Origin of the sequence: Proteiniphilum sp. (assembly GCF_034331125.1) — a bacterium.
Taxonomy (GTDB): domain Bacteria; phylum Bacteroidota; class Bacteroidia; order Bacteroidales; family Dysgonomonadaceae; genus Proteiniphilum; species Proteiniphilum saccharofermentans.
Genome location: NZ_JAXQGC010000037.1, coordinates 9,564 through 33,328, shown reverse-complemented (window position 1 = coordinate 33,328; position 23,765 = coordinate 9,564). Strand labels below are relative to the sequence as shown.

Sequence of the window (23,765 nt, the reverse complement as noted above, 5' to 3'; positions counted from 1 at the left end):
TGATAGTTTTTATACGTAATATAACTGGTCTGATTTCATTTTCACATATCTGTTGACGGCAAAAGTCGTAGCTATTGTGGAGATAATTACTCCCAACAAGATCACGATAGAGAATATGATAATCAATTCCATAGAACTGATAATAGGTTGTATTTCGGCATACTCCCTGCTGAAATAGGTGATGATGCCAAAAATGATAAGGTCTGCGATGATGCCCGCAATGATACCTGTGAAAATGTTATTTATCACGAACGGCCTTCTGATGAAGCGGCCTGTCGCCCCCACCAATTTCATTGTGTTAATGAGAAACCGTTTTGAGTACACACTCAGACGAATGGTATTGCGGATGAGCGTGAAAGAGATCAATAACAGCACGGCGGCAAGGATCAATAAGACAGTCATCACTTTCGAGAGATTGTCGTTGATCAGGTCGATCGCCTCCTGCTGGTAGAGCAGGTCCGTCACATTGCTGTTCTGCCGGATCACTTTATTGATGACCATGATACTGTCACTGTTGGCATATTCCGAATGGAGAAAAATCTCAATACAATCCTGTGCAGGATTATATCCCAGCAGTTCTTCAGGATCTTCTCCCAGATCCTTGATAAGTTGCTCTTTGGCCTCTTCCTTGCTGATAAACCGTGATGATTTAACAAACGGCTGTGCATCCAGATTATTCCTGATCTTCGATATCTCGGCGTCTGACACCTCCGAAGAGAGCATCACGTTAAAACTCATGTTTTCTTTCACAAATCGTGACAATCCATTCCCCATGAAAAGGATCAGTATGGTGATTCCCAGCAGCACCAAAACCAGTGATATACTGATTGTGGATGTGATCTTAGCATTTAAGAATCGAACTGTAGATACCTTTTTTTTGCCTGTCATACGAGTTACAGATAGTGAGTGTGAAAACACAGAAAAAGCACTTTTTCCAAATAAACTGCAAAGTAATAAAAATTATCGCAGAAAAAGTAATGAATGTGAAAGATTAAGGTCTTTTCACTATGTGGGTTTTCTGGCGGCACTCGGCACAGTGCAGGTAAACTTGCCCTGCATCCGCACCCAAATAAAATTTATTGCCGTGTCTTTTCTAATTGTTTGCTTCTGATGATGGAAGCTGCAACCGATACCACAATCAATGTCATTATGATCAGCAATGAAGCAGTGGTAGGAATATGAAAGTCCACTCCCTGTGTGTGGGCGTAATGATTGAGCATCATCTTGGCCCCTATGAAAAGAAGGATGGCACTCAGCGCATACTTCAAATAGTAGAAATAATCCATCACACCTCTTAGTGCAAAATAGAGCGAGCGAAGTCCGAGGATCGCAAAAATGTTGGATGTATAGACGATGAACATATCGGTGGAAACAGCCAGTACGGCAGGAATAGAGTCAATTGCAAATACCAGGTCGGTTACCTCTATCACCACCAACGCCAGGAAAAAAGGTGTGGCTACCACCCTGTTATCTACCTTCCTGAAGAATTTCGGTACCGAAAGGTCGTTCGTCATGGGAATGATTTTACGGGTAAGCTTTACGTACCAGCTATTGTTCAAGTCTTTTTCTTCTTCTTTCTCTTCCTCCCTTTTTTTACGGATAAAGTCCGCTACCATTTTTATTCCGGTAATCACCAGGAAGCCTCCGAACACATACATGATCCATGCAAAACGTTCCAACAGCGCAATTCCCGCAAAAATAAAGATAGCCCTGAAGATCAAAGCACCCAGAATGCCCCAGAAGAGTACATCATGCTGATATTTGGGGGCAATCTTGAATGAAGTGAAAATGAGTATAAAGACAAAAAGATTGTCCACACTCAATGATTTTTCAATCAGATAGGCCGTGAAAAATTCGAGGGCCGGTTCTTTACCGAAGACAAAATAAATCCCCGCATTAAAAATAAGTGCGAGGGAAATCCAAAAAAAACTCAGCCATAATGCTTTCTTCACGTTGACCACTTCACCTTTTTTGTGAAAGGCAAACATGTCGAGCAATAATAATGCGATAATGAGGATGATGAATCCTATCCAAAACGCGGAATTTACTTCCATTTGTGAGAATGTATAAAATTGATACAACCTAAGAAATTTACCTCATTACAACATTTTACGGGTCAAAAAGTTTATATTCCACTCTTCATTCTTCACTTGGCCCTAACCCCATTTCCGCAGCCTTTTTTAGCATAAACTGAAAAGCGGCCTCCCTCTCGTTAGGTATTTCCCCCTCCAATATCGCTTCCTTGATGGCTGATTTAAGGAGCCCTATCTCCCGGCATTGCGGGAGACCGAAGATCTCCATGATTTCATTTCCATCCACCGGAGGCTGGAAATTGCGTACCCGGTCTTTCTCCTCTATCTCTTCCAGTTTTCTCCGCACGACCTTGAAGTTGTTGAGAAACCGGCGTACCTTTTCCGGATTCTTCGATGTGATATCGGCCTCGCAAAGCGTCATCAGGTCGTCGATATCATCCCCGGCGTCAAACAACAGGCGCCGTACCGCCGAGTCTGTCACCTCCTCTTCCACCAGTTGCATGGGACGCATATGGAGTGAAACCATTTTCTGCACATACTTCATCTTTTCATTCTGGGGCAACTTCATTCTCCGGAAGATCTTAGGCACCATCTTTTCACCTATATAATTATGGTTATGGAATGTCCACCCGAGCCGTGGATCCCACCTTTTTGTGGCAGGCTTGGCGATGTCGTGGAGAAGCGCTGACCAGCGCAGCCAAAGGTTATCTGTCTGCCGTGCAATATTGTCCAATACAGTAAGGGTATGGTAAAAATTGTCCTTGTGCCCTACCCCGTCTTTGGTTTCGGCTCCCTTCAGCGCTGTCAGCTCAGGGAAAATGATATCGAGGAGGCCGGCCTTTTCCAATAGGATGAATCCCACGGAGGGTTTGGGCGAGAGAATGATTTTGTTGAGTTCATCGATCACCCGTTCCATCGAGAGGATAGATATACGCTCTTTATTGCGGCCGATAGCATCAAATGTGTCGGGATGGATATCGAACCCTAGTTGGCTGGCAAACCGGATGGCACGCATCATCCGCAGGGGATCGTCGCTGAAAGTGATGTCCGGATCGAGAGGCGTGCGTATAACCAAATCTTCCAGGTCCTGCATCCCGTTAAAAGGATCCAGCAGTTCTCCGTATCGGTTCCCGTTCAGGCAGAAAGCCATGGCATTGATGGTGAAATCACGCCTCCGCTGGTCATCTTCCAATGTGCCGTCCTCCACGATAGGTTTACGCGAATCCAGACGGTAAGATTCTTTCCTGGCACCTACGAACTCAATTTCGTACTCTTTGTACTTTATCTGTGCTGTACCAAAGTTTTTGAAAACGGAAATCCGGCTTTTCTTGCCCAGTTTTTCAGATACTGCTTTTGCCAACTCGATCCCCTGGCCGACAGCCACCACGTCGATATCTTTCGACGGGCGGTATAGAAAGAAATCACGTACATAACCACCGATCAGGTAACATGCCACTCCCATTTCATCGGCTGTTTCTGAAATCAATTTGAAAATCTTTTTGTTTAGGTGCGCCTGTATTTCTTCCTGCAATATCTCCATAAATATTTTTTTTATATGTCTGGTTTTTCGTAACTTGCCGCCTGTCCCTGCCGTTAAAGCAAAGGGTTCCCTTTACGGACTGTGGGATAGCTGTCCTGCCGAAGTAATTACATTACAGCGTATTATCTGTTACGAATTGCAAAATTACAATAATTGTGCTTTATAACAGCTTTTGATGAGGAATATATTTGTAATTTTGCAGAGATAAACAAGGCCGGAGGACGATCCTCCGTGTTCATAAAATGCTATTATTGAGATGCGTTTTTCTTTTCAGACCACTGTACTGTCCCTTTCTGTACTTCTCCTTTTTTCCTGTTCGGAAAAAAACAGAGGAGCTAAAGAATATCTTTCCCAGGCGGGAAAAGCATATCAGGAAGGTAATTATCCGCTGGCCAAGTTGAAGATTGACAGCATTAAAATTCTTTTTCCTAAATCTTTTGATGAAATCAACGCCGGGTTCGCGCTTATGCAGGAGATACGCATGGCGGAAAACAGGCGGAATATTGTCTATTGCGACTCGATGCTTGGTGAAAAATACACCGAGCTCAATGACAAGCTCAGCCTTTTCGATTATGTACGCGATGAGCGGTACCAGGAGTTTGGAGAGTATTACCCCAAAGCATACCCCTATCACTCTTCCCTGAGTCGAAATGGACTCCGCTCGGGTGTGCGGGAAAAAGGAATACTCTTTATCGAAAGTATCCTTTCTGGAAGCCATATCAAGCATAACAAAATCAAAGTAACTACCGACGACGGTAATTTTGCAGAGACCCTCCCCGTCACTTCCGACGGATTGAATTACCGTTTCAATACCCTGGACAAAGCTTATGAGATTGTCCGCTATAGTGGGGACAGTGAAAACGGAGTCGCCGGATTCATCTATACCTTCCGCGATCGACCACTCACCGTTCAATTTATTGGTAACCGTACCATCACAGTCAAAATGACCGACGCCGCTAAAAAAGGTGTACGCGACTCGTTCGAACTCTCCTCCTTGCTGCTGGATATAGAACAGTTGAAACTGGAAAAAGAGAAAAGCGAAGCATTGATCAGATATCTGGAAAGCAGACAACAATAACTCAGAAAACGATCCGCAACTTTTACAAAACAGAAGACTTGGAAAAATAAAATCGCTCTGTAATTTTTAGAATGGAAAACTTTACTCCAATTTTAAATTGGAAAATTTTCCATTTTGATAAACTTTATCGATATTCCATAGAAAAATATATTCCGTTTTAAATGTCTATCCCGTTTTTTTATTCGATATTTGTTGGAAATTTTGGTGTTCCGATCATGAGTCCTCGTGACCGGGATGAAAAGGGAATCAGGTGCAAATCCTGAACAGAACCCGCTGCTGTAAACTCATTCAAGCGTTTCTGCAATTCTTTTTGCCACTTTTATTATATGTAAAGGGAAGGCTGCCGGAAACAGAGTAAGTCAGAAGACCTGCCAAAAGAAGAAATACATTTTCTTTCGGGTTTATAAAGAAAATATGCAATAAAGCTAAACTATTTTTTTATTCAAGTGTGGAATAAGAAAACTTATCCACTATCCATGTGGCTTAAAAAATAGTTCAGAAATAAAAAAATCAATCCGATATTTATTTATCCCATGCATGACAGGGTGTGTTATGCATATATCGACTATTTAATAACCTGTAAAATTGCATCAAAATGAGAAAGATCGTCAAATTTGAAAAAGAAGATTGCAATCCGTGCCTGATGGTGTCGAGATTCCTTGAAGATAAAAACATTGCTTTTGAAACTGTCAACCCGTTTAACAGTCCGGAATTGGCAATGAAACATAAAATACGTTCTGTTCCCACTACTATCCTGGTCGACGGGAGCGAGGAATTAGTACGCATTGTGGGTTATGATCCGGAGAAGTTGAATACAATGGTAGCACAACTATGACAATCTATTATGATAGCAGAACGGGCAATGTGGAACGTTTCGTGCGTAAGGTATCAGCAAGAACCGGATGGCAATGCCTGAAAATATCTGAAGATTTGATCATTTCAAGCCCCGGCCACCTTATTACCTATACTACTAAGATAGGCCAGGTGCCCTACTCTACTGAGCAATTCATGCAGGTAAACTCGCCGTTTATCTTAACCATCTCGTCAAGCGGGAATATGAACTGGGGTGCGAACTTTGCCGTGACAGCCGACAAGATTGCGACGAGATACGGGATACCGCTCTTGCTGAAATTCGAACTGTCGGGGTTGGAACGGGATGTAAATGCCTTTATAGAGAGAGTCAACTCCTTTTATCATTTTTAATTCTTCACTCTTAATTTTTAATTTATCAAAGGTCTTGGTTCTTGAATCTTGATTCTTGGCTCTAAATTTTAATCAAATGAAAGTAAAAAACTGGATATTACTTAACAACCAGGTAATGGTGAAAAAGGATGATGAGTTTCAGTTCGGGAAGGACAAAGAGGCGGTACGCTCCTATTTTCTCGAATATGTCAATAAAAACACCGTATTTTTCTATACGCTGAAAGAAAAAATAGATTATCTGATCGAAAACAACTATTACGAGAATTTGCTGGAATGGTATTCCTTCGAAGAGATCAAAGAGGTGTACAACCTGATGTACGAGAAGAAATTCCGTTTCCCGTCTTATATCAGCGCGTTCAAGTTCTTCCAGAATTATGCCCTGCGGGACGATAGCGGGGAGAAATTCCTGGAACGGTATGAGGACCGGTTGGCGTGTGCTGCGCTTTATCTCGGCCGTGGCGATATAAACAAGGCAATGGAATATGCCGAATTGTTTATCAACCAGGAATACCAACCCGCCACACCGACCTTCCTGAATGCCGGCAAGAAACGCTCCGGAGAGTTGGTGTCATGCTTCCTCGACGAGATCGGCGACAGCCTAAACGGGATCGGTTACGGGATCAATTCTTCCATGAAACTTTCGTCTATCGGCGGGGGCGTTTCGCTCAACCTCTCCAAGCTACGCGGACGTTCGGAAGCGATAAAAGGAGTGGAAGGCCGTGCCAGCGGCGTATTGCCGGTGATGAAGCTTTTAGAGGATGTATTCTCCTATGCCAATCAACTGGGACAACGGCCGGGCGCCGGGGCGGTTTACCTGAACGTGTTCCACTCCGATATCGAGGAATTCCTCGATTGTAAAAAGATCAATGTGGACGAAAAAGTCCGTATCAAATCCCTTTCCATCGGAGTGGTGATCCCCGACAAGTTCATGGAGCTTGCCGAAAAGGATGAACCGTTCTATGTGTTCTATCCGCACACCGTGTTTCAGGCGTACGGGCAGTACCTCGACGATATGGATATCAATGCAATGTATACCGAACTGGTCGATAACCCCAAAGTAAGGAAGAAAAGGCTCAATGCCCGCATGTTGTTGGTAAAGATCGCCCAGACACAGAAAGAAAGCGGTTATCCCTATTTCTTCTTTAAGGATAATGCCAACCGGGAACACGCGTTGAAAGATATCGGTGAAGTAAAATTCTCCAACCTCTGCACAGAAATCATGCAATTGTCGGAAGTATCGGAGATCAACGATTATTACGAGGAGGATGTGATCCGCCGTGGTATCTCCTGTAATCTGGGCTCGCTGAATATCGTGACCGTGATGGATAACAAACGGATCAAGGAAGCGGTGAAGACCGCGATCAGCTCCCTGACGGTCGTTTCGGATATTTCGAATATCGATATTGTCCCCTCCATCAAAAAAGCCAATGAGGAACTGCACAGCGTGGGGTTGGGAGCGATGAACCTTCACGGATTGTTTGCCAAAAATTTTATTGCGTACGAAAGTACCGAGGCGCTCGACTTCTGCAATGTGTTTTTCATGATGATGAATTTCTACTCTCTGGAGCGTTCCATGGAAATCGCCTGCGAAAGAGGGATTGTATTTAAGGATTTCGACAAATCGGAATATGCCAAAGGAACCTATTTCGACAAATATACCGAACGGGATTATCTGCCAAAAACCGACAAGGTAAAAGAGTTATTCGAAGGGATCGATATTCCGGGGATCGAAGAGTGGAAGAATCTGAAAGAACAGGTAATGCAACACGGGCTGTATCATGCCTACCGGCTGGCGATAGCACCCAACCAGTCGACTTCGTATATCATGAGCTCCACCGCTTCGGTAATGCCCGTGGTGGATACGATAGAGGTGCGCGAATATGGCGACAGTACTTCGTTCTATCCGATGCCCTATCTCACCAACGACAATTATTTCTTTTACAAATCGGCATACGATATGGATCAGATGAAAGTGATAAGATTGATCTCTGTGATCCAGCGCCATGTGGATCAGGGTATATCGACCATACTGCATACCAAAAGCAGCCATACGACCCGCGATCTGGCGCGGTACTATATCTACGCCCATAAGTCCGGACTGAAATCATTGTATTATACCCGGACAAGGAAAACGACAGTCGAAGACTGTATCTCCTGCTCGGTGTAATTGATTTTTGCAAAGAGGTATGACTACAACTAAATCATCGACTGACGATATTTTGTGACCCATTACAGCTCGTGCTACGCTAAAAGAGTAGAACTCGCTTCGCTCAAACAGCTACTCTTTTAACGCTACTCACGAGCAATGGGTCCCCACAAAATATCTAAAAGGTCTCCGCTTTAGTCTCAGTCATATTCCAAAGACACACGCGAAAATAAAAACAACAATATTATAAAAAACAAACATGAACCAACGGCCAGCATTAGCAAAACCCTTTTGCTTCCTATTACAGGACTGAATAGTCTTGTGTCTTGGCTCTTGATTCTTGGCTCTAATATTAATCATAATGAAACAATTTAAAGCCGTCAACTGGAATACTCCCGAGAACGACTATGTGGAGATGTTCTGGGAACAAAACCTGAAACAGTTCTGGATCGATACCGAATATATCCCCTCTAAAGATATCGACTCGTGGAAATCGCTTTCACCCGAACTGCGTGAAGCATATAAGAAAGCGTTGGGCGGATTGACCCTGCTCGATACCCTGCAGAGCCATACCGGTATGCCTAAGGTGATCGACAATATCGAGGGGTTGCAAAACAAATCGGTACTTTCCTATATGTGTATGATGGAAGCCATACATGCCAAATCCTATTCCACTATTTTTACGACAGTGGCTTCCACCACCGAAATCGATGCTATCTTTGAATGGGCATCCACCAATGAACAACTCCAGTTCAAAGCCAAAACGATTGATAGCTATTACCGGAAACTCGACAAAGAGCATGTCTCCAAAGAAGAGGTATATATGGCCTTGGTAGCTTCTGTTTTTCTTGAAACATTCCTGTTCTATAGTGGTTTCTTCCTGCCTCTGTGGTTGGCAGGACAAGGACAAATGGTAGCCAGTTGCGATATCATAAAGAAGATCATCGCCGACGAATCCATTCACGGCGTATTTGTCGGTCTGCTGGCACAGGAGATATTCAACACTTTCAACGAAAAGAAACAGGAAAAACTCAAAACCGATTTATTCGCCCTGATGGACCTGCTTTACGAGAATGAAATGAAATATACCGATCATGTGTATAGTGATATCGGTCTGGGAGCCGAAGTAAAGGAATATATACGGTATAACGGTAACAAGGCTTTGATGAACCTCGGCTTCGAACCGCGTTACGAGATCAATGAGGTAAATCCGATTGTGCTGAATGGATTGAATGTGGAAACGACACAACACGATTTCTTTTCCAAAAAATCGACCAATTACGAAAAAACCCTCGAAGTAGTGTATCTTCACGACGGTGATTTCGACATGAAAAAAGAATTGGAGATGGAGATTTGAAGATTTTTCATTCTGTTTTGTTTTCAATTGGAATTGTGCTCATTGAGAACAAATATTACAAAAGATTTGTTTGAATTATACTCCTTTTGAAATGAGTGTAAGAATCAAGAGTCGGGAATTTGATTGATGTGATGATTTACTGATTAACGATCCCGACAAGTCGGGATAACTTGTCCCGATCCTTCGGGAACTTGTCCCGATCCTTCGGGAACTTGTCCCGATTTATCGGGAAGTAGTGATGATTGGAAATTCAATTAGCACATTAGTTTAGTCTTGTGTCTTGATTCTTGGCTCTTGTGTCTAAATTTTTTAATCATATGAAAGATTGAAATAGGTATATAAAGTGTAATTCCATTTTTTAACGATGATACAAAAAATTCTAATTGCAAATCGGGGCGAAATTGCTGTGCGTGTGATGCGCACATGTAAAGAGATGGGTATCCGTACGGTGGCCGTCTATTCCGAGGCCGACCGTACCTCAAGGCACGTCTCTTATGCCGATGAAGCGGTATGTATCGGTCTGGCCTCTTCGCAGGAGAGCTATCTGAATGCCGATAAAATCATCAAAGCCGCAAAACAGTTTAAAGCGGACGCTATTCATCCGGGATACGGATTTCTGAGTGAAAATGCCGGTTTTGCACGTCGCTGCAAGGAAGAGGGTATTATTTTCATTGGCCCGTCGGCAGAAAGTATCGAAGCCATGGGCGATAAGATATCGGCTCGCCGGCAGATGATAAAAGCCAAGGTGCCTGTGGTACCCGGCACATCGGAAGACCTGAAGCCGAGGGATCTGTTCCGTGTCTGCCGCAGGATAGGACTTCCCGTCATTATTAAAGCAACGGCCGGAGGCGGCGGTAAAGGTATGCGTCTGGTCTATGAAGAAAAACAATTGTACGAGGCCTACGAAGCCGCAAAGTCGGAAGCAAGGGCCTCATTCGGGAACGATTCGGTATATATCGAAAAATATATCGAATCGCCTCACCATATCGAAATACAGTTTCTGGGTGATGCCCACGGGAATGTGATACACCTGTTCGATCGCGAATGCTCGGTGCAGCGGCGTCACCAGAAGATCGTGGAGGAAAGCCCTTCCCCTTTTATCGATGACAAGACCCGTCTTGCGATGGGTGCCATCGCCGTCAAGGCAGCCAAATCTATCGGCTATGTCGGGGCCGGTACAATAGAATTTCTGGTGGATGGCGATATGAACTTCTATTTCCTGGAGATGAATACCCGCCTCCAGGTGGAACATCCTATTACTGAAGAGGTACTGGGTGTCGACCTGGTAAAAGAACAGATACATATTGCCAACGGAAAAAAACTACGTTTACGCCAGAAGCATTTACATCAGCGTGGTCATGCCATTGAATGCCGTATATGCGCTGAAGATCCTGAAAATAACTTCGCACCGTCGCCCGGTATTATCCGACATATTCAAACACCCGAAGGCATAGGTGTGCGGGTGGACAGTTTTATTTACGATGGATACGAAATCCCGGTCTATTACGACTCGATGCTGGGTAAACTGATTGTGTGGGCAACCAGCCGCATCTATGCGCTGGAACGGATGCGCCGTGTGTTATACGAATATAAGATCACGGGGGTAAAGACCAATATCGATTACCTTCGCCGCATTATGGACACGCGTGATTTCGTAAAAGGAAATTATACCACCCATTTTATCGAAGACAACAGCAAGAAGCTGCAGGAAAGTGCCGGAAATAACAACGAAATAGAAGACATGGCCATCATCGCTGCCTATATAGACCATATAGTGAACAGCAATGACGCACCTTCATCATCGCCTGCCGATAATCTTCCCATAAGCCGCTGGCGCGCATTCGGTAAACAAAAAGGAGTTTTGAGGATATAATTCCCCGCCAATGTAAAAAACAACCATGTGGGTTAAAACTGATTTGAAAACAGAATGCTTTAATGATGGAATTTGAAATTTGGAATCTGAAATATTGAATATTGAATGAAAGCTAAAATAGGCAACAGGACATGTGAGGTGGAACTGATATCCAAAGATGGAAACAGAGTCGAAATCTCAGTGGACGGAAAAATATATGATATCGATGTGGTAATGTCGGAGAACGGATTCTGTTCCATTCTTCACGAAGGACGTTCCTACAACGCCGAATCGGTACGCCATTCGGAAGGGAAATATACCATCACCACCAATTTTCGTTACTTTGACATCGAACTGTCGAATCCGCAGAAAAAATATATCAGAGGACGTCAATCCACTCCGGAAGAAGCACAGGAAACCATTACCTCCCCTATGCCGGGTAAAATCATAAAAATAATGGTTTCCGAAGGTATGGAAGTAAAACAGGGCGATCCCCTCATTGTGGTGGAAGCCATGAAGATGCAGAGCACTTATACGGCGGCCCAGAATGCTATTGTGGATAAGATCCACGTAGAGGAAGGCGATTCCGTAGCCCGCGATCAGTTACTCATATCTTTTAAGACCAATTAAAAGCAATTAAAAATCACAGCAATGACACTACAGGAAATATATCAGGCTTTTGAAGAAAAAAACAGAGCTGCTGAAGCCGGCGGTGGAGAGAAAGCAATCGGGAAACAAAAGCAAGCCGGAAAACAGACCGCACGCGAGCGCATCGATATGTTATTGGACGATAACACGTTTGTCGAAATCGATAAATTCATACTTCACGAATGTAACCACTATGGCATGCAGAACAGCCGTATTCCCGGCGACGGCGTAGTGGCCGGTTACGGAAAGATAGACGGCCGGCTGGTGTATGTCTATGCTTACGATTTCACGGTGTACGGCGGTTCCCTGAGCCGCACCAACGCCAATAAGATTGTAAAGGTACAGAAACTCGCTATGAAAAACGGGGCGCCGATTATTGCCCTGAACGATTCGGGCGGTGCGCGCATCCAGGAAGGAGTGATGGCCCTCAGCGGCTATTCCGATATTTTTTACCAGAATATCAAAGCTTCAGGGGTTGTACCCCAGATTTCCGCTATCCTGGGCCCTTGCGCTGGCGGCGCCTGCTATTCCCCGGCGCTTACCGACTTCATCTTTATGGTGAAAGAGAAAAGCTATATGTTTGTGACCGGCCCTGATGTGGTGAAAACAGTCACGCATGAAGAACTGACCAAGGAAGAGCTGGGCGGGGCAACTACCCACGCATCCAAGAGCGGAGTGGCTCATTTTGTGGGCGAGGACGAGGAAGAAACGCTTATGATGATCCGTGAATTGCTGAGTTTTCTTCCTTCCAACAATATGGAAGATCCTCCGATAGTGCCTACAAACGACAGTATCTATCGAGAATCACCCAAATTGCAGACGCTGATTCCCGACGATCCCAATATTCCTTATGATATGAAGAAACTCATTGAAGAGGTGGTGGACGAACATTACTTCTTCGAGATCATGTCGCAATTCGCACAAAATATCGTGATAGGATTCGCCCGCATGGGGGGCCGCACAGTAGGGATTGTGGCTAATCAACCGGCTTATCTGGCCGGCGTACTGGATATCGACGCATCGGACAAAGCAGCACGATTCATCCGTTTCTGCGACTGTTTCGACATCCCTATCATTACTTTCGAGGATGTGCCGGGTTTTCTTCCCGGGCGTGACCAGGAGCATAACGGTATTATCCGTCACGGAGCCAAGATCGTGTTTGCCTATGTGGAAGCGACCGTCCCGAAGATCACCCTTATAACGCGTAAAGCATATGGGGGCGCGTATGTTGTCATGGCGTCCAAAGAGTCGGGTGCGGACGTGAATTTAGCCTATCCGAATGCCGAGATTGCGGTAATGGGAGCAGCAGGCGCGGTGAATATCCTGTATCGTTCATCCGACGAGACGGAACGGCAAAAAGCGCTGAGCGAATACGGTGAACTGTTTGCCAATCCTTACCGGGCTGCGGAAAAAGGATATATCGATGAGATCATCCTGCCGAAAGATACCCGGTTCAAATTGATCCAGGCGCTGGAAATGACGGCCAATAAGACGGAGACCAACCCGCCCAAAAAGCACGGGAACATTCCGCTGTAAGGTGGAAAACATGACTAATTCAAGCTATAGATTAAGACCACCTACACCAGTATTTTAACAACATTCTTGTGTCATTTTTACAAATTTATTGAATAAATCCCAAAAGAATAACCTATCTTTGCCCTGAATTTTGGTGTTATTCATTTCAAACGGCTCCGAAATGAATGATGAAAAGGGAATCAGGTGCAAATCCTGAACAGACCCGCTGCTGTAAGCTCTGCATAAAACCTTTGCGCAATACTCACATCCACTGGCCTGACCTCTTCCCTGTGAGAGGGTTGATGAAAGGCCGGGAAGGAAGCGCAAAAGGAGGAGTAAGTCAGAAGACCTGCCAGATGTGTACACTTTTTGATCTCTTTCGGGTAAAAAGAGAGTCGAAAACAGAGGTTTATACACCTTTTTTAACTGCTCTATCTGTATAAGCTTACCGCCGCAATGGCAAACGTTTTCCCGTATCGAAAAGTGTAATGGTATTGACATCTCTGTTCACACACTAAAAAATAAATTCGTATGGGAAACCAAACAATTCAGATCCTGAAACGGGACGGTAAACGTGTCCCCTTCTCCATTAAAAAGATAGAAAATGCCGTTGCAAAAGCATTTCTTTCGGTAGGCACATTCGCTACCGAAGATGATTTCATCGCTATCCTCTCGCGCCTTCACATCTCCGACGGGATGACCGTGGAAGAGATACAGAACCAGGTGGAAACAGCGCTGATGGCGGAAAAATATTTTGCTGTCGCGAAATCCTATATGCTTTACCGCCAAAAGCATACCGAAACGCGTGAGATCCGGGACAACCTGAACTTCCTGATGAATTATTGCGATGCGCAAAATGCTGCCACGGGAAGTAAATTCGACTCCAATGCCAATGTGGAGAAGAAAAACATCGCCACGCTTATCGGCGAACTACCCAAAAAGAGCTTTATCGACCTGAACCGGAAGATGATCACCGACCGGCTGAAGGAGATGTACGGGAAGGAACTGGCGGACAAATACATCGGCATGCTGAACGAGCATTTTATCTATAAAAACGATGAAACCAGCCTGGCCAACTACTGCGCCAGCATCACCATGTACCCCTGGCTACTGAACGGTACCCTTGCCATCGGCGGGAACTCTACACCGCCGACCAACCTGAAATCGTTTTGCGGCGGATTCATCAATATGGTATTCATGGTGTCGAGCATGCTGAGCGGTGCCTGCGCTACACCTGAGTTTCTGATGTACCTGGACTATTTCATCCGCAAAGAGTATGGCGACGACTATTTTACACGCCACAGGGATGTGGTCGACCTCTCTAAGCGCCAACGCTCCCTCGACAAGGTGATCACCGACTGCTTCGAGCAAATCGTCTACTCCATCAACCAGCCCACCGGAGCGCGTAATTTCCAGGCTGTCTTCTGGAATATCTCCTACTACGACAAATACTACTTCGAAAACCTGTTCGGCGAATTTCAGTTTCCCGACGGGTCACGTCCGGTATGGGAATCGCTCAGCTGGCTGCAGAAACGTTTTATGCGGTGGTTCAACAAAGAGCGCACCAAGACCGTACTCACCTTCCCAGTGGAAACCATGGCGTTGCTCTCGAAAGAGGATGATGTGATGGATACCGAATATGCCGATTTCACGGCTGAAATGTATGCCGAAGGGCACTCGTTCTTCACCTACATGAGCGACAATGCCGACTCGCTGTCGAGTTGCTGCCGCCTGCGCAATGAAATTCAGGACAACGGGTTCAGCTACACATTGGGAGCCGGAGGAGTCTCCACCGGTTCGAAAAGCGTGCTTACCATCAACCTGAACCGCTGCATCCAGTTCGCGAAACGTACCGGACAATCCTACACGGCATTTCTGGAAGAGGTGGTCGATTTAACACACAAGGTACAGACCGCTTATAATGAAAACCTGAAAATGTTCCAGCAGAAAGGGATGCTGCCCCTGTTCGATGCGGGATTTATCAATATCAGCCGACAGTACCTGACCATCGGCGTGAACGGGTTGGTAGAAGCTGCCGAGTCACTGGGCATCGAAATCAACCATAATCCCCGCTACATGGCATTTGTACAGGAAATATTGGGGATCATCGAAAGGTACAATAAAAAATACCGGTCGAAAGAGCTGATGTTCAACTGCGAAATGATCCCTGCCGAAAATGTGGGTGTAAAGCATGCCAAATGGGACAGGGAGGATGGATACTCAGTACCCCGTGATTGTTACAACAGCTATTTCTACCGCGTGGAAGACTCATCCCTGAATGTCATCGATAAGTTCCGCCTGCATGGACGCGATTATATCGAGCACCTGACAGGCGGATCTGCGCTCCATATGAACCTAGAAGAACATCTCTCAAAAGCGCAATACCGCCAGCTGCTGCGGGTAGCAGCCGCAGAAGGGTGCAATTACTTCACCTTTAATATTCCGAATACGGTATGCAATGATTGCGGAAAGATCGATAAACGCTATCTGAAGCAGTGCCCCGTATGCGCTTCCAGGAACCTGGATTATCTTACACGTATCATCGGTTATATGAAACGGGTAAGCAATTTCTCTGTTCCGCGGCAGGCGGAAGCATCCAAAAGGTTTTACGGGAAGCTGGAATCGGAGAAAGAGACGGTGGGATATTAAATAAACGTGATGTATTAAAATAAATGCGATATATTAAAAGAAACGGATCAGGATAAGATTCGCTGGAAATAAGCTGTTTGTATGTTGAAATATGTCGATTATGATATTGTCTTTCAGGAAATCCCCGATGAAGTAACGTTGGCGGTCAACCTGTCGAATTGCCCCTATCGTTGTAAGGGATGTCACAGTCCGCACCTGCAGCAGGATATCGGGAAAGAGCTGGATGAATCTGCGCTGACCGGCTTATTGCAATCGTACGAAAAGGCGATTACCTGTATATGCTTTATGGGAGGTGATGCCGATACCGGAGAATTGTACCGGTTGGCGGATTTCGTCCGGAAAAGCCGGGGAGGAAAGGTCAAAACGGCATGGTATTCGGGAAACGACAGGCTGCCGGCGAATTCGAAGGATCATTTTGATTTCGTGAAGACCGGCCCTTATATCGAAATGCTCGGAGGATTGAATAAGAGGACTACCAACCAGCGCCTCTACCGGATCGAGGATGATAATATGACGGATATTACTCATCGGATGCATTCAGCCGCTCATGGTACAGCACAATAGTACCTGCATGGAATAAACATGCAGGTACTTAATCCAGCTTCAGCACTGCCAGGAACGCTTTCTGCGGAACCTCCACATTACCGACCTGTTTCATCCGTTTTTTCCCTTCTTTCTGCTTTTCGAGCAGCTTGCGTTTACGTGAGATATCACCACCGTAACATTTTGCGGTCACATCCTTCCGGACGGCCTTCACCGTCTCACGGGCAACGATTTTAGCGCCGATGGCCGCCTGAATAGCGATATCGAACTGCTGGCGCGGGATCAACTCTTTCAGTTTCTCGCACATGCGCCGACCGAAACTCTGTGCATTGTCTATATGGGTAAGCGTCGAGAGTGCATCCACCTGTTCGCCGTTTAGCAGGATATCCAGCTTTACCAGCTTCGACGGGCGGTAATCATGAATATGGTAATCGAAAGAGGCATATCCTTTCGATATACTTTTCAGCTTGTCGTAGAAGTCGATCACAATCTCACCCAGCGGCAGATCGTAAATGATCTCTACCCTGTCGCCCGAAACATACTCCTGTTTGATCAGGATGCCCCTCTTACCGAGGCAAAGGGTCATGATAGGGCCGATATAGGCGGTGTTGGTGATGACCGAAGCACGGATAAAAGGCTCCTCGATGCTTTCGATAAGCGTGACATCAGGCAGGCCGCCGGGGTTATGTACCTCCTTCATATTTCCCTTCTTGTCGTATACCTTGTAGGAAACGTTGGGTACCGTGGTAATTACATCCATATTGAATTCCCGTTCCAACCGCTCCTGGACGATTTCCATATGGAGCAATCCGAGAAAGCCGCACCGGAAGCCGAAGCCTAACGCCACGGACGATTCGGGCTGGAAAGTGAGCGACGCATCGTTGAGTTGCAGCTTTTCGAGGGATGAACGAAGGTTCTCAAAATCCTCGCTGTCAATGGGGTATACGCCGGCAAAAACCATCGGCTTCACCTCTTCAAACCCTTCGATGGCCTTGGAGGCAGGCCGTTTCACATGGGTGATGGTATCTCCTACCTTCACCTCTTTCGAGGTTTTGATGCCGGAGATAATATAACCCACATCGCCACAGCCTACCTCTTCTTTCGGCACCATATTCAAGCGCAGGATACCCACCTCGTCGGCATCGTACTCTTTGCCGGTATTGATGAATTTCACCATATCGCCTTTCCGCAGGCTGCCATTCACAATCTTATAGTAAGCAATGATACCACGGAAGGGGTTAAACACCGAGTCGAAGATCAGTGCCTGCAATGGTGCATCCGGATCCCCCTGGGGGGCGGGCACCCGCTCAATGATGGCATGGAGTATCTCTTCGATGCCGATGCCTGTCTTTCCGCTTGCACGGATGATATCTGTACGGGGAACACCCAGCAGTTGCACGATCTGGTCTTCCACTTCATCAGGCATGGCGCTGTCGAGGTCGATCTTGTTAAGGATAGGGATGATCTCCAGATCATGCTCGATAGCCATATAGACGTTTGAGATGGTCTGTGCCTGGATACCCTGGGCAGCATCGACCACCAGCAGTGCGCCTTCGCAGGCGGCAATGGAACGCGACACCTCGTATGAGAAATCCACGTGCCCCGGCGTGTCGATCAGGTTGAAGGTATATTTCTCACCCTCATATTTATAATCCATCTGTATCGCGTGGCTTTTGATCGTGATGCCCCGTTCCCTCTCCAGGTCCATATTGTCGAGCACCTGCGCCTGCAGGTCCTTTCCTTCTACGGTCTTGGTGAACTCCAGCAGACGGTCGGCCAGCGTACTCTTGCCGTGGTCTATGTGTGCAATGATACAAAAATTGCGAATATTCTTCATAATTAAAAGTCTGCATTATTCGGCGTCCTCGGGAAGGGGATCACGTCACGGATATTGCCCATACCGGTAATGAACAGCATCAACCGTTCAAAGCCGAGGCCGAAACCTGAATGGGGTGCGGTGCCGAACTTACGGGTTTCGAGGTACCACCAGATCGGTTCGGTATGCATTCCGGTCTCCTCTACCCTGTTCATCAGCTTATCATAATCCGCTTCACGCTCCGATCCGCCGATGATCTCGCCGATCTTGGGGAAAAGTACGTCCATCGCGCGGACGGTCTTGCCATCGTCATTCTGCTTCATATAGAACGATTTGATCTCCCTCGGATAGTCGGTCAGGATAACCGGACGTTTGAAATGTTTTTCTACCAGGTAGCGTTCGTGCTCCGACTGCAGGTCGGTACCCCAGTGTACGGGGAACTCGAATTTTTGTCCCGACTCTTCCAGGATCTTTACTCCCTCAGTATAGGTCAGACGGACAAAATCATTCTCTACCACAAAATTCAGGCGGTCTGTCAGTTCTTCGTCGTACATCTTAGCCAGGAATTCGATATCCTCCCTGCAATGCTCTAAAGCGTAACGAATGAGATATTTCAGGAAATCTTCCGCCAGATCCATATTGTCGTGGATATCATAAAATGCCATTTCCGGTTCGATCATCCAGAACTCCGCCAGGTGACGGGGCGTATTGGAATTTTCTGCACGGAATGTAGGTCCGAAAGTATAGATGGCACCCAATGCCATAGCACCCAACTCTCCTTCAAGTTGTCCGGAGACGGTGAGGTTGGTCTGGCGTCCGAAGAAATCCTGTGAGAAATCCACCTTGCCTTCTTTGTTACGCGGCGGATTTTCTATATCGAGCGTGGATACTTCGAACATGGAGCCGGCACCTTCTGCGTCGGACGCGGTGATGATAGGCGTATGAAAATAATAAAATCCTCTGTCGTTGAAATATTTGTGAATAGCATACGACATATGATGCCGCATCCTGAAGATAGCACCGAAAGTATTGGTACGCGGCCGCAGATGGGCTATTTCGCGAAGGAACTCCAGTGAGTGCCCTTTTTTCTGTAACGGATAGGTGGCAGGATCAGCAGATCCGTAGACTTCGATCTCCGTTGCCCGTATCTCTACCGACTGGCCTTTGCCCTGCGACTCCACCAGTTCGCCGTTCACGCTGATGCAGGCTCCCGTGGTGACAGGACGAAGTAACTCTTCGCCAAAATTAGCTATATCAATAACAATCTGTATGTTATTGATAGTCGATCCGTCGTTCAAAGCGACAAATCCGACATTTTTGTTTCCTCTGCGGGTACGCACCCATCCTTTTACATTGACTTCCTCACCGAAATTTGTAAGTCGTAATGCTTCTGAAATTTTTGTTCGTTTTAGTTGTTTCATACACTATATACTTCAATATCGCAAGCAACTCACATTAATCACCCACTCTTGCATGAATGATTATGCTACTCTTCGATTAAATTACCCTATAAATATCCAGTCTGTTCCTGCACGAAACCGCACAGGAACAGGATTATCATTCAATTACATTAGTCGTTTTGAGACGAGATGACTCTCTATGGGAGTGTTGTTCATTAATCGAACGCACCCATCCGAAGCATGTTGACCTCTTGTTCTGTGAGGTAACGCCATTTTCCGCGTGAAAGTTTTTTCTTGGTCAGTCCCGCGAAATAGACCCTGTCGAGTTTCATCACCCTGTAGCCCAATTTCTCGAAGATACGGCGGATGATCCGGTTCCTGCCGGAGTGGATCTCAATACCCACCTGGGTAAGGTCTTCTTCCGTCACATAGCTGATCGCATCAGCATGGATCTCACCGTCTTCCAGTTCAATACCGTCGGCGATCATCTGCATATGCTCCATTGCTACCGGCTTGTCAAGCCATACCTGATAGATTTTCCGTTTTTCGTACTTCGGATGTGTTAATTTCGATGCCAGGTCGCCATCGTTGGTCAGCAGCAATACTCCTGTGGTAGCCCTGTCCAGTCGTCCCACCGGATATATCCTCTCGGAAGCGGCGCTTTTTACCAGTTCCATCACCGTCTTGCGGTTCTCTGGATCATCGGTCGTAGTCACAAATCCTTTCGGCTTGTTCAGCAGTACATACACCTTGCTTTCAAGTTGTACCGGCTGGTTGTGGAACATCACCTGATCGGCACGGGTGATCTTGGTACCCAGTTCCGTTACCACCTCTCCGTTTACTTTTACCACACCGGCCTGGATGAACTCATCAGCCTCACGACGGGAGCATACTCCGGCATTGGCCAGGTATTTGTTCAGACGGATAGGAGCATTGGGATCCGCATTTTCTTTGTACTTGATCTGCTTGAACGGCTTTTTCTTTTTCAGCTTTTTCACCGGCTTGGCAGGCTTATTGGGTCTGCCCGGCCCGGTTGATGGTTGGTTGCCCCAGCCCCGGTTGTTATAACCGCCGCCACCGGTAACCCGCTGTGGCGACTGCGGACGTTCACCTACCCGGGGACGCCGTTTTCTCATGCCGCCTTCGCTGTTCCCACCATAGCTTTCCTGGCGGGAATCCCTGTAGTTCGGGTTGTAAGACGGTCTTTCCTGATGGTACGATCTATCCTGATTGTAGGAAGACCTCTCCGAATTGTACGACTGTCTGTCCTGATTATAGGACGGTCTATCCGAATAATAACCATCATGCTGTGTTCTCCGCTCATTGCCGTAATTTCTGTTCGAGGAAGCGTGTCTCTCATTGTTCGCGCTGTGATAACTCCGCCTTGGGCGCGATTCGTCATTGTTTGTTGTCATTGTTGCATTTACTTTTTGATTACTTAATGAAACCTCACGGTTTTTTCTTTTTTAAATCGCATTTTTTCAAATTTCTACCGCCCGGCTAACATGACCGGAACCGGATTTCTTTCAATTATTATTTACTGTTCAATTAAAATTAGTCATTCCTATCTTTATTGTACTGTTTCAAGTACTTTGGACTATTTCTTGTGTTTGGCAGATCAAATAAACTGTCTCTGCCCTTATTCAACGAAATAGTTCTCGTTATGGCAGGAGGTAAGTTTGTTTGTTCTTTGCTTGGTTTACTTCACGAAAATGTCTTCTTAAAATCCTGTATAATTTTGGGGTGTGATTTCTTTCAATTCTTTTTTCACCTGTTCATTTACATCCAAATTGTCAATAAATTCCGAAATACTCTCCCGGGTGATACGCGCATTGGTTCGTGTCAAAGCTTTCAGTGCTTCATAGGGTTTCGGATATCCTTCGCGTCTTAAAATGGTCTGGATTCCTTCGGCAACCACTGCCCAGTTATTTTCCAGATCCCTCTCTATTGCCTCTCTGTTTAATAACAATTTATGCAACCCTTTTGTTGTGCTTTTTAGCGCAATTAATCCATGTGCCATGGGTACGCCTATATTCCTGATTACCGTGGAATCGGTAAGGTCGCGCTGCAACCGTGAGACGGGCAGTTTTGCCGCGAGGTGTTCCAATAATGCGTTGGCAATACCCAGGTTACCCTCGGCATTCTCGAAGTCGATCGGGTTCACTTTGTGGGGCATGGCCGACGAACCGACTTCACCTTCTTTGATCTTCTGCTTGAAATACTCCATCGATATATATTGCCATATATCCCTTGTGAAGTCGATCAGTATGGTATGGATGCGTTTCATCGCGTCGAATGATGCGGCAAAAGCGTCATAATTGGATATCTGCGTGGTATACTCTTCGCGGTGCAGACCCAGTTTCTCCTGCAGGAAACGGTTACCGAACAGTTTCCAGTCGATATGGGGATAAGCCACCCGGTGTGCGTTGAAGTTACCGGTCGCCCCACCGAATTTTGCTTTTGCCGGGATCTTCTTCAGCACTTCAATTTGTCCGGTCAACCTATAACTAAAAACCTTCATCTCTTTTCCCAGGCGTGTGGGTGATGCCGGTTGTCCGTGTGTACGCGCCAGCATGGGGATGTCCTTCCACTCATCTGCCAGTGTATCGATCCGGGAAACCAGTTTTTCCAATTCGGGAATATAGGCCTTATGCAATGCGTCCCGCCACATCATCGGTGTAGCGGTATTATTGATATCCTGCGATGTCAATCCGAAATGAATGAATTCCTTATGATCTGACAGCTGAAGCGCATCGAATTTTTCTTTCAGGAAATATTCCACCGCCTTCACGTCATGATTGGTGATTTTTTCGATCTCTTTGATCTGCCGGGCGTCCTCTTCACTGAAATTTCGGTACAAATCCCTTAATTGTCTGAAGATGGCTTCATCCTTCAACGGAAGGATTCCCTCTTCACAGAGAGAGATAAAGTAATCGATCTCCACCTGAACGCGGTACCGGATGAGTGCGTACTCGGAAAAGAACGCATCCAGATCTGCGGTCTTATCCCTGTATCGTCCGTCGACGGGTGAAATAGCTGTCAGTTGATCTAAATTCATTGTAACTTGTATTCGTATTTCCTAACGAAAACGTTTATTGCGGATTAATATAATCGCTACCCCTATTTTGATGGTACAAAAATAGGGATAATAATAGACCCGTGAAAATTTTCATAAAAAATATTTGTAAAAAGTTTTGCAGAAAAATAAAATCGACGTATCTTTGCATCGCTTTTCAGGAAAGCAACTACTAAAGATCTTTCAAATTATACAAATTTAGGCCAACTCGCTTAAATACTCCAAGAGATTGAATCGGATTGAAGAGGGTTACTAAAAAGGTCTTTAAACTTCCGGGCGTTTAGCTCAGCTGGTTCAGAGCACTCCGCTACATCGGAGGGGTCGGTACCAACGAAAAAGGTCTTTAAATTTTATTCTAAAAAATCCGGGCGTTTAGCTCAGCTGGTTCAGAGCACTCCGCTACATCGGAGGGGTCGGTACCAACGAAAAGGTCTTTAAATTTTTATTCTAAATATTCCGGGCGTTTAGCTCAGCTGGTTCAGAGCATCTGCCTTACAAGCAGAGGGTCGGCGGTTCGAATCCGTCAACGCCCACAGAGGTTGTCGATAAATCGGCAACCTTTTTTGTTATGTACAAGTTTTATATCTTATACTCCGAAAAATTAGACAGGTATTATATCGGTTCAACCGGGGATGAAATCGGCGAACGATTAAGAAGACACAACTCAAACCACAGGGGATTTACCGGTCGGGCAAATGACTGGATCATAATGTATACAGAAAGCTTTGATACAAAAGCGTTAGCCGGGCATCGTGAAAGAGAAGTAAAAAAATGGAAGAGCCGTAAATTATTAGAGAAGCTCATAAAAGGGGAAATTTAGCTCAGCTGGTTCAGAGCACTCCGTTACATCGGAGGGGTCGGCGGTTCGAATCCGTCAACGCCCACAGAGGTTGTCGATAAATCGGCAAC

18 protein-coding genes, 1 tRNA gene and 2 riboswitches are annotated in these 23,765 nt (G+C 45.9%); of the genes, 12 read left to right on the top strand and 7 right to left on the bottom strand.

What is annotated here, in order from left to right; translation table 11 throughout:
* Positions 1-9: 9 nt before the first annotated feature.
* The 3 genes from U2P89_RS08440 to U2P89_RS08430 all read right to left on the bottom strand — a co-directional run bounded on the left by U2P89_RS08440 (position 10) and on the right by U2P89_RS08430 (position 3,573).
* The gene (locus U2P89_RS08440) at positions 10-888 is read right to left on the bottom strand and encodes a cell division protein FtsX (protein ID WP_091908246.1); all 879 of its coding nucleotides are present in this window, start codon (positions 886-888) and stop codon (positions 10-12) included.
* A gap of 188 nt (positions 889-1,076) precedes the next feature.
* Entirely contained in the window at positions 1,077-2,054 is a 978-nt protein-coding gene (locus tag U2P89_RS08435) for a TerC family protein (protein WP_313380358.1), read from the bottom strand.
* Positions 2,055-2,139: 85 nt separating this feature from the next.
* Positions 2,140-3,573 carry a CCA tRNA nucleotidyltransferase gene (locus U2P89_RS08430; protein ID WP_322191190.1) on the bottom strand — a complete coding sequence of 478 codons (1,434 nt, stop codon included), beginning with the start codon at positions 3,571-3,573 and terminating at the stop codon, positions 2,140-2,142.
* A gap of 256 nt (positions 3,574-3,829) precedes the next feature.
* Between U2P89_RS08430 and U2P89_RS08425 the strand changes: the two genes are divergently transcribed.
* The 10 genes from U2P89_RS08425 (at position 3,830) to nrdG (ending at position 16,585) form a co-directional block, all read left to right on the top strand.
* Entirely contained in the window at positions 3,830-4,651 is an 822-nt protein-coding gene (locus U2P89_RS08425; protein WP_091908224.1) for a hypothetical protein, read from the top strand.
* A 185-nt stretch (positions 4,652-4,836) separates the two neighbouring features.
* Positions 4,837-5,042: riboswitch (cobalamin riboswitch) on the top strand.
* A gap of 204 nt (positions 5,043-5,246) precedes the next feature.
* Complete coding sequence (locus U2P89_RS08420) at positions 5,247-5,486, top strand: thioredoxin family protein (RefSeq protein ID WP_091908226.1); 240 nt, start codon at positions 5,247-5,249, stop codon at positions 5,484-5,486.
* Complete coding sequence (gene nrdI / locus U2P89_RS08415) at positions 5,483-5,854, top strand: class Ib ribonucleoside-diphosphate reductase assembly flavoprotein NrdI (RefSeq protein WP_091908228.1); 372 nt, start codon at positions 5,483-5,485, stop codon at positions 5,852-5,854. The genes U2P89_RS08420 and nrdI overlap by 4 nt, the downstream gene beginning before the upstream one ends.
* 76 nt (positions 5,855-5,930) lie before the next feature.
* On the top strand, positions 5,931-8,021 hold the full coding sequence (gene nrdE, locus U2P89_RS08410; RefSeq protein ID WP_322191189.1) for a class 1b ribonucleoside-diphosphate reductase subunit alpha: 2,091 nt from the start codon (positions 5,931-5,933) through the stop codon (positions 8,019-8,021).
* A 340-nt stretch (positions 8,022-8,361) separates the two neighbouring features.
* On the top strand, positions 8,362-9,357 hold the full coding sequence (gene nrdF, locus U2P89_RS08405; protein ID WP_091908232.1) for a class 1b ribonucleoside-diphosphate reductase subunit beta: 996 nt from the start codon (positions 8,362-8,364) through the stop codon (positions 9,355-9,357).
* A gap of 364 nt (positions 9,358-9,721) precedes the next feature.
* Entirely contained in the window at positions 9,722-11,230 is a 1,509-nt protein-coding gene (gene accC / locus U2P89_RS08400) for an acetyl-CoA carboxylase biotin carboxylase subunit (RefSeq protein ID WP_322191188.1), read from the top strand.
* Positions 11,231-11,335: 105 nt separating this feature from the next.
* A complete protein-coding gene (locus U2P89_RS08395; protein ID WP_322191187.1) occupies positions 11,336-11,839 on the top strand; it encodes a biotin/lipoyl-containing protein in 504 nt (167 codons plus the stop codon).
* A gap of 21 nt (positions 11,840-11,860) precedes the next feature.
* Positions 11,861-13,393, top strand: a complete 1,533-nt coding sequence (locus U2P89_RS08390; protein WP_019540607.1) for an acyl-CoA carboxylase subunit beta — start codon at positions 11,861-11,863, stop codon at positions 13,391-13,393.
* Positions 13,394-13,507: 114 nt separating this feature from the next.
* Positions 13,508-13,744, top strand: a riboswitch (cobalamin riboswitch).
* Between the two features lie 159 nt (positions 13,745-13,903).
* Positions 13,904-16,021, top strand: coding sequence for an anaerobic ribonucleoside-triphosphate reductase (gene nrdD / locus U2P89_RS08385; RefSeq protein WP_313380348.1), 2,118 nt, complete (start codon positions 13,904-13,906; stop codon positions 16,019-16,021).
* 81 nt (positions 16,022-16,102) lie between these two features.
* The gene (gene nrdG, locus U2P89_RS08380) at positions 16,103-16,585 is read left to right on the top strand and encodes an anaerobic ribonucleoside-triphosphate reductase activating protein (protein ID WP_092025198.1); all 483 of its coding nucleotides are present in this window, start codon (positions 16,103-16,105) and stop codon (positions 16,583-16,585) included.
* A 28-nt stretch (positions 16,586-16,613) separates the two neighbouring features.
* On the opposite strand, the gene lepA is transcribed toward nrdG, so the two are convergent.
* The 4 genes from lepA to purB form a co-directional block, all read right to left on the bottom strand.
* Positions 16,614-18,401 (bottom strand): translation elongation factor 4, encoded by a 1,788-nt coding sequence (lepA, locus tag U2P89_RS08375; protein ID WP_092025194.1) that lies wholly within the window; start codon positions 18,399-18,401, stop codon positions 16,614-16,616.
* A gap of 2 nt (positions 18,402-18,403) precedes the next feature.
* Positions 18,404-19,801 (bottom strand): asparagine--tRNA ligase, encoded by a 1,398-nt coding sequence (asnS, locus tag U2P89_RS08370; protein ID WP_322191186.1) that lies wholly within the window; start codon positions 19,799-19,801, stop codon positions 18,404-18,406.
* 194 nt (positions 19,802-19,995) lie between these two features.
* Entirely contained in the window at positions 19,996-21,195 is a 1,200-nt protein-coding gene (locus U2P89_RS08365; protein ID WP_019540596.1) for a pseudouridine synthase, read from the bottom strand.
* A gap of 305 nt (positions 21,196-21,500) precedes the next feature.
* Positions 21,501-22,838 (bottom strand): adenylosuccinate lyase, encoded by a 1,338-nt coding sequence (gene purB, locus U2P89_RS08360; protein WP_322191185.1) that lies wholly within the window; start codon positions 22,836-22,838, stop codon positions 21,501-21,503.
* A gap of 476 nt (positions 22,839-23,314) precedes the next feature.
* Here purB and U2P89_RS08355 point away from each other — a divergent pair.
* Both U2P89_RS08355 and U2P89_RS15245 read left to right on the top strand, forming a co-directional pair.
* Positions 23,315-23,389 (top strand) — tRNA-Val (locus U2P89_RS08355).
* Between the two features lie 35 nt (positions 23,390-23,424).
* Entirely contained in the window at positions 23,425-23,676 is a 252-nt protein-coding gene (locus U2P89_RS15245) for a GIY-YIG nuclease family protein (protein WP_416188627.1), read from the top strand.
* Positions 23,677-23,765: the final 89 nt, after the last annotated feature.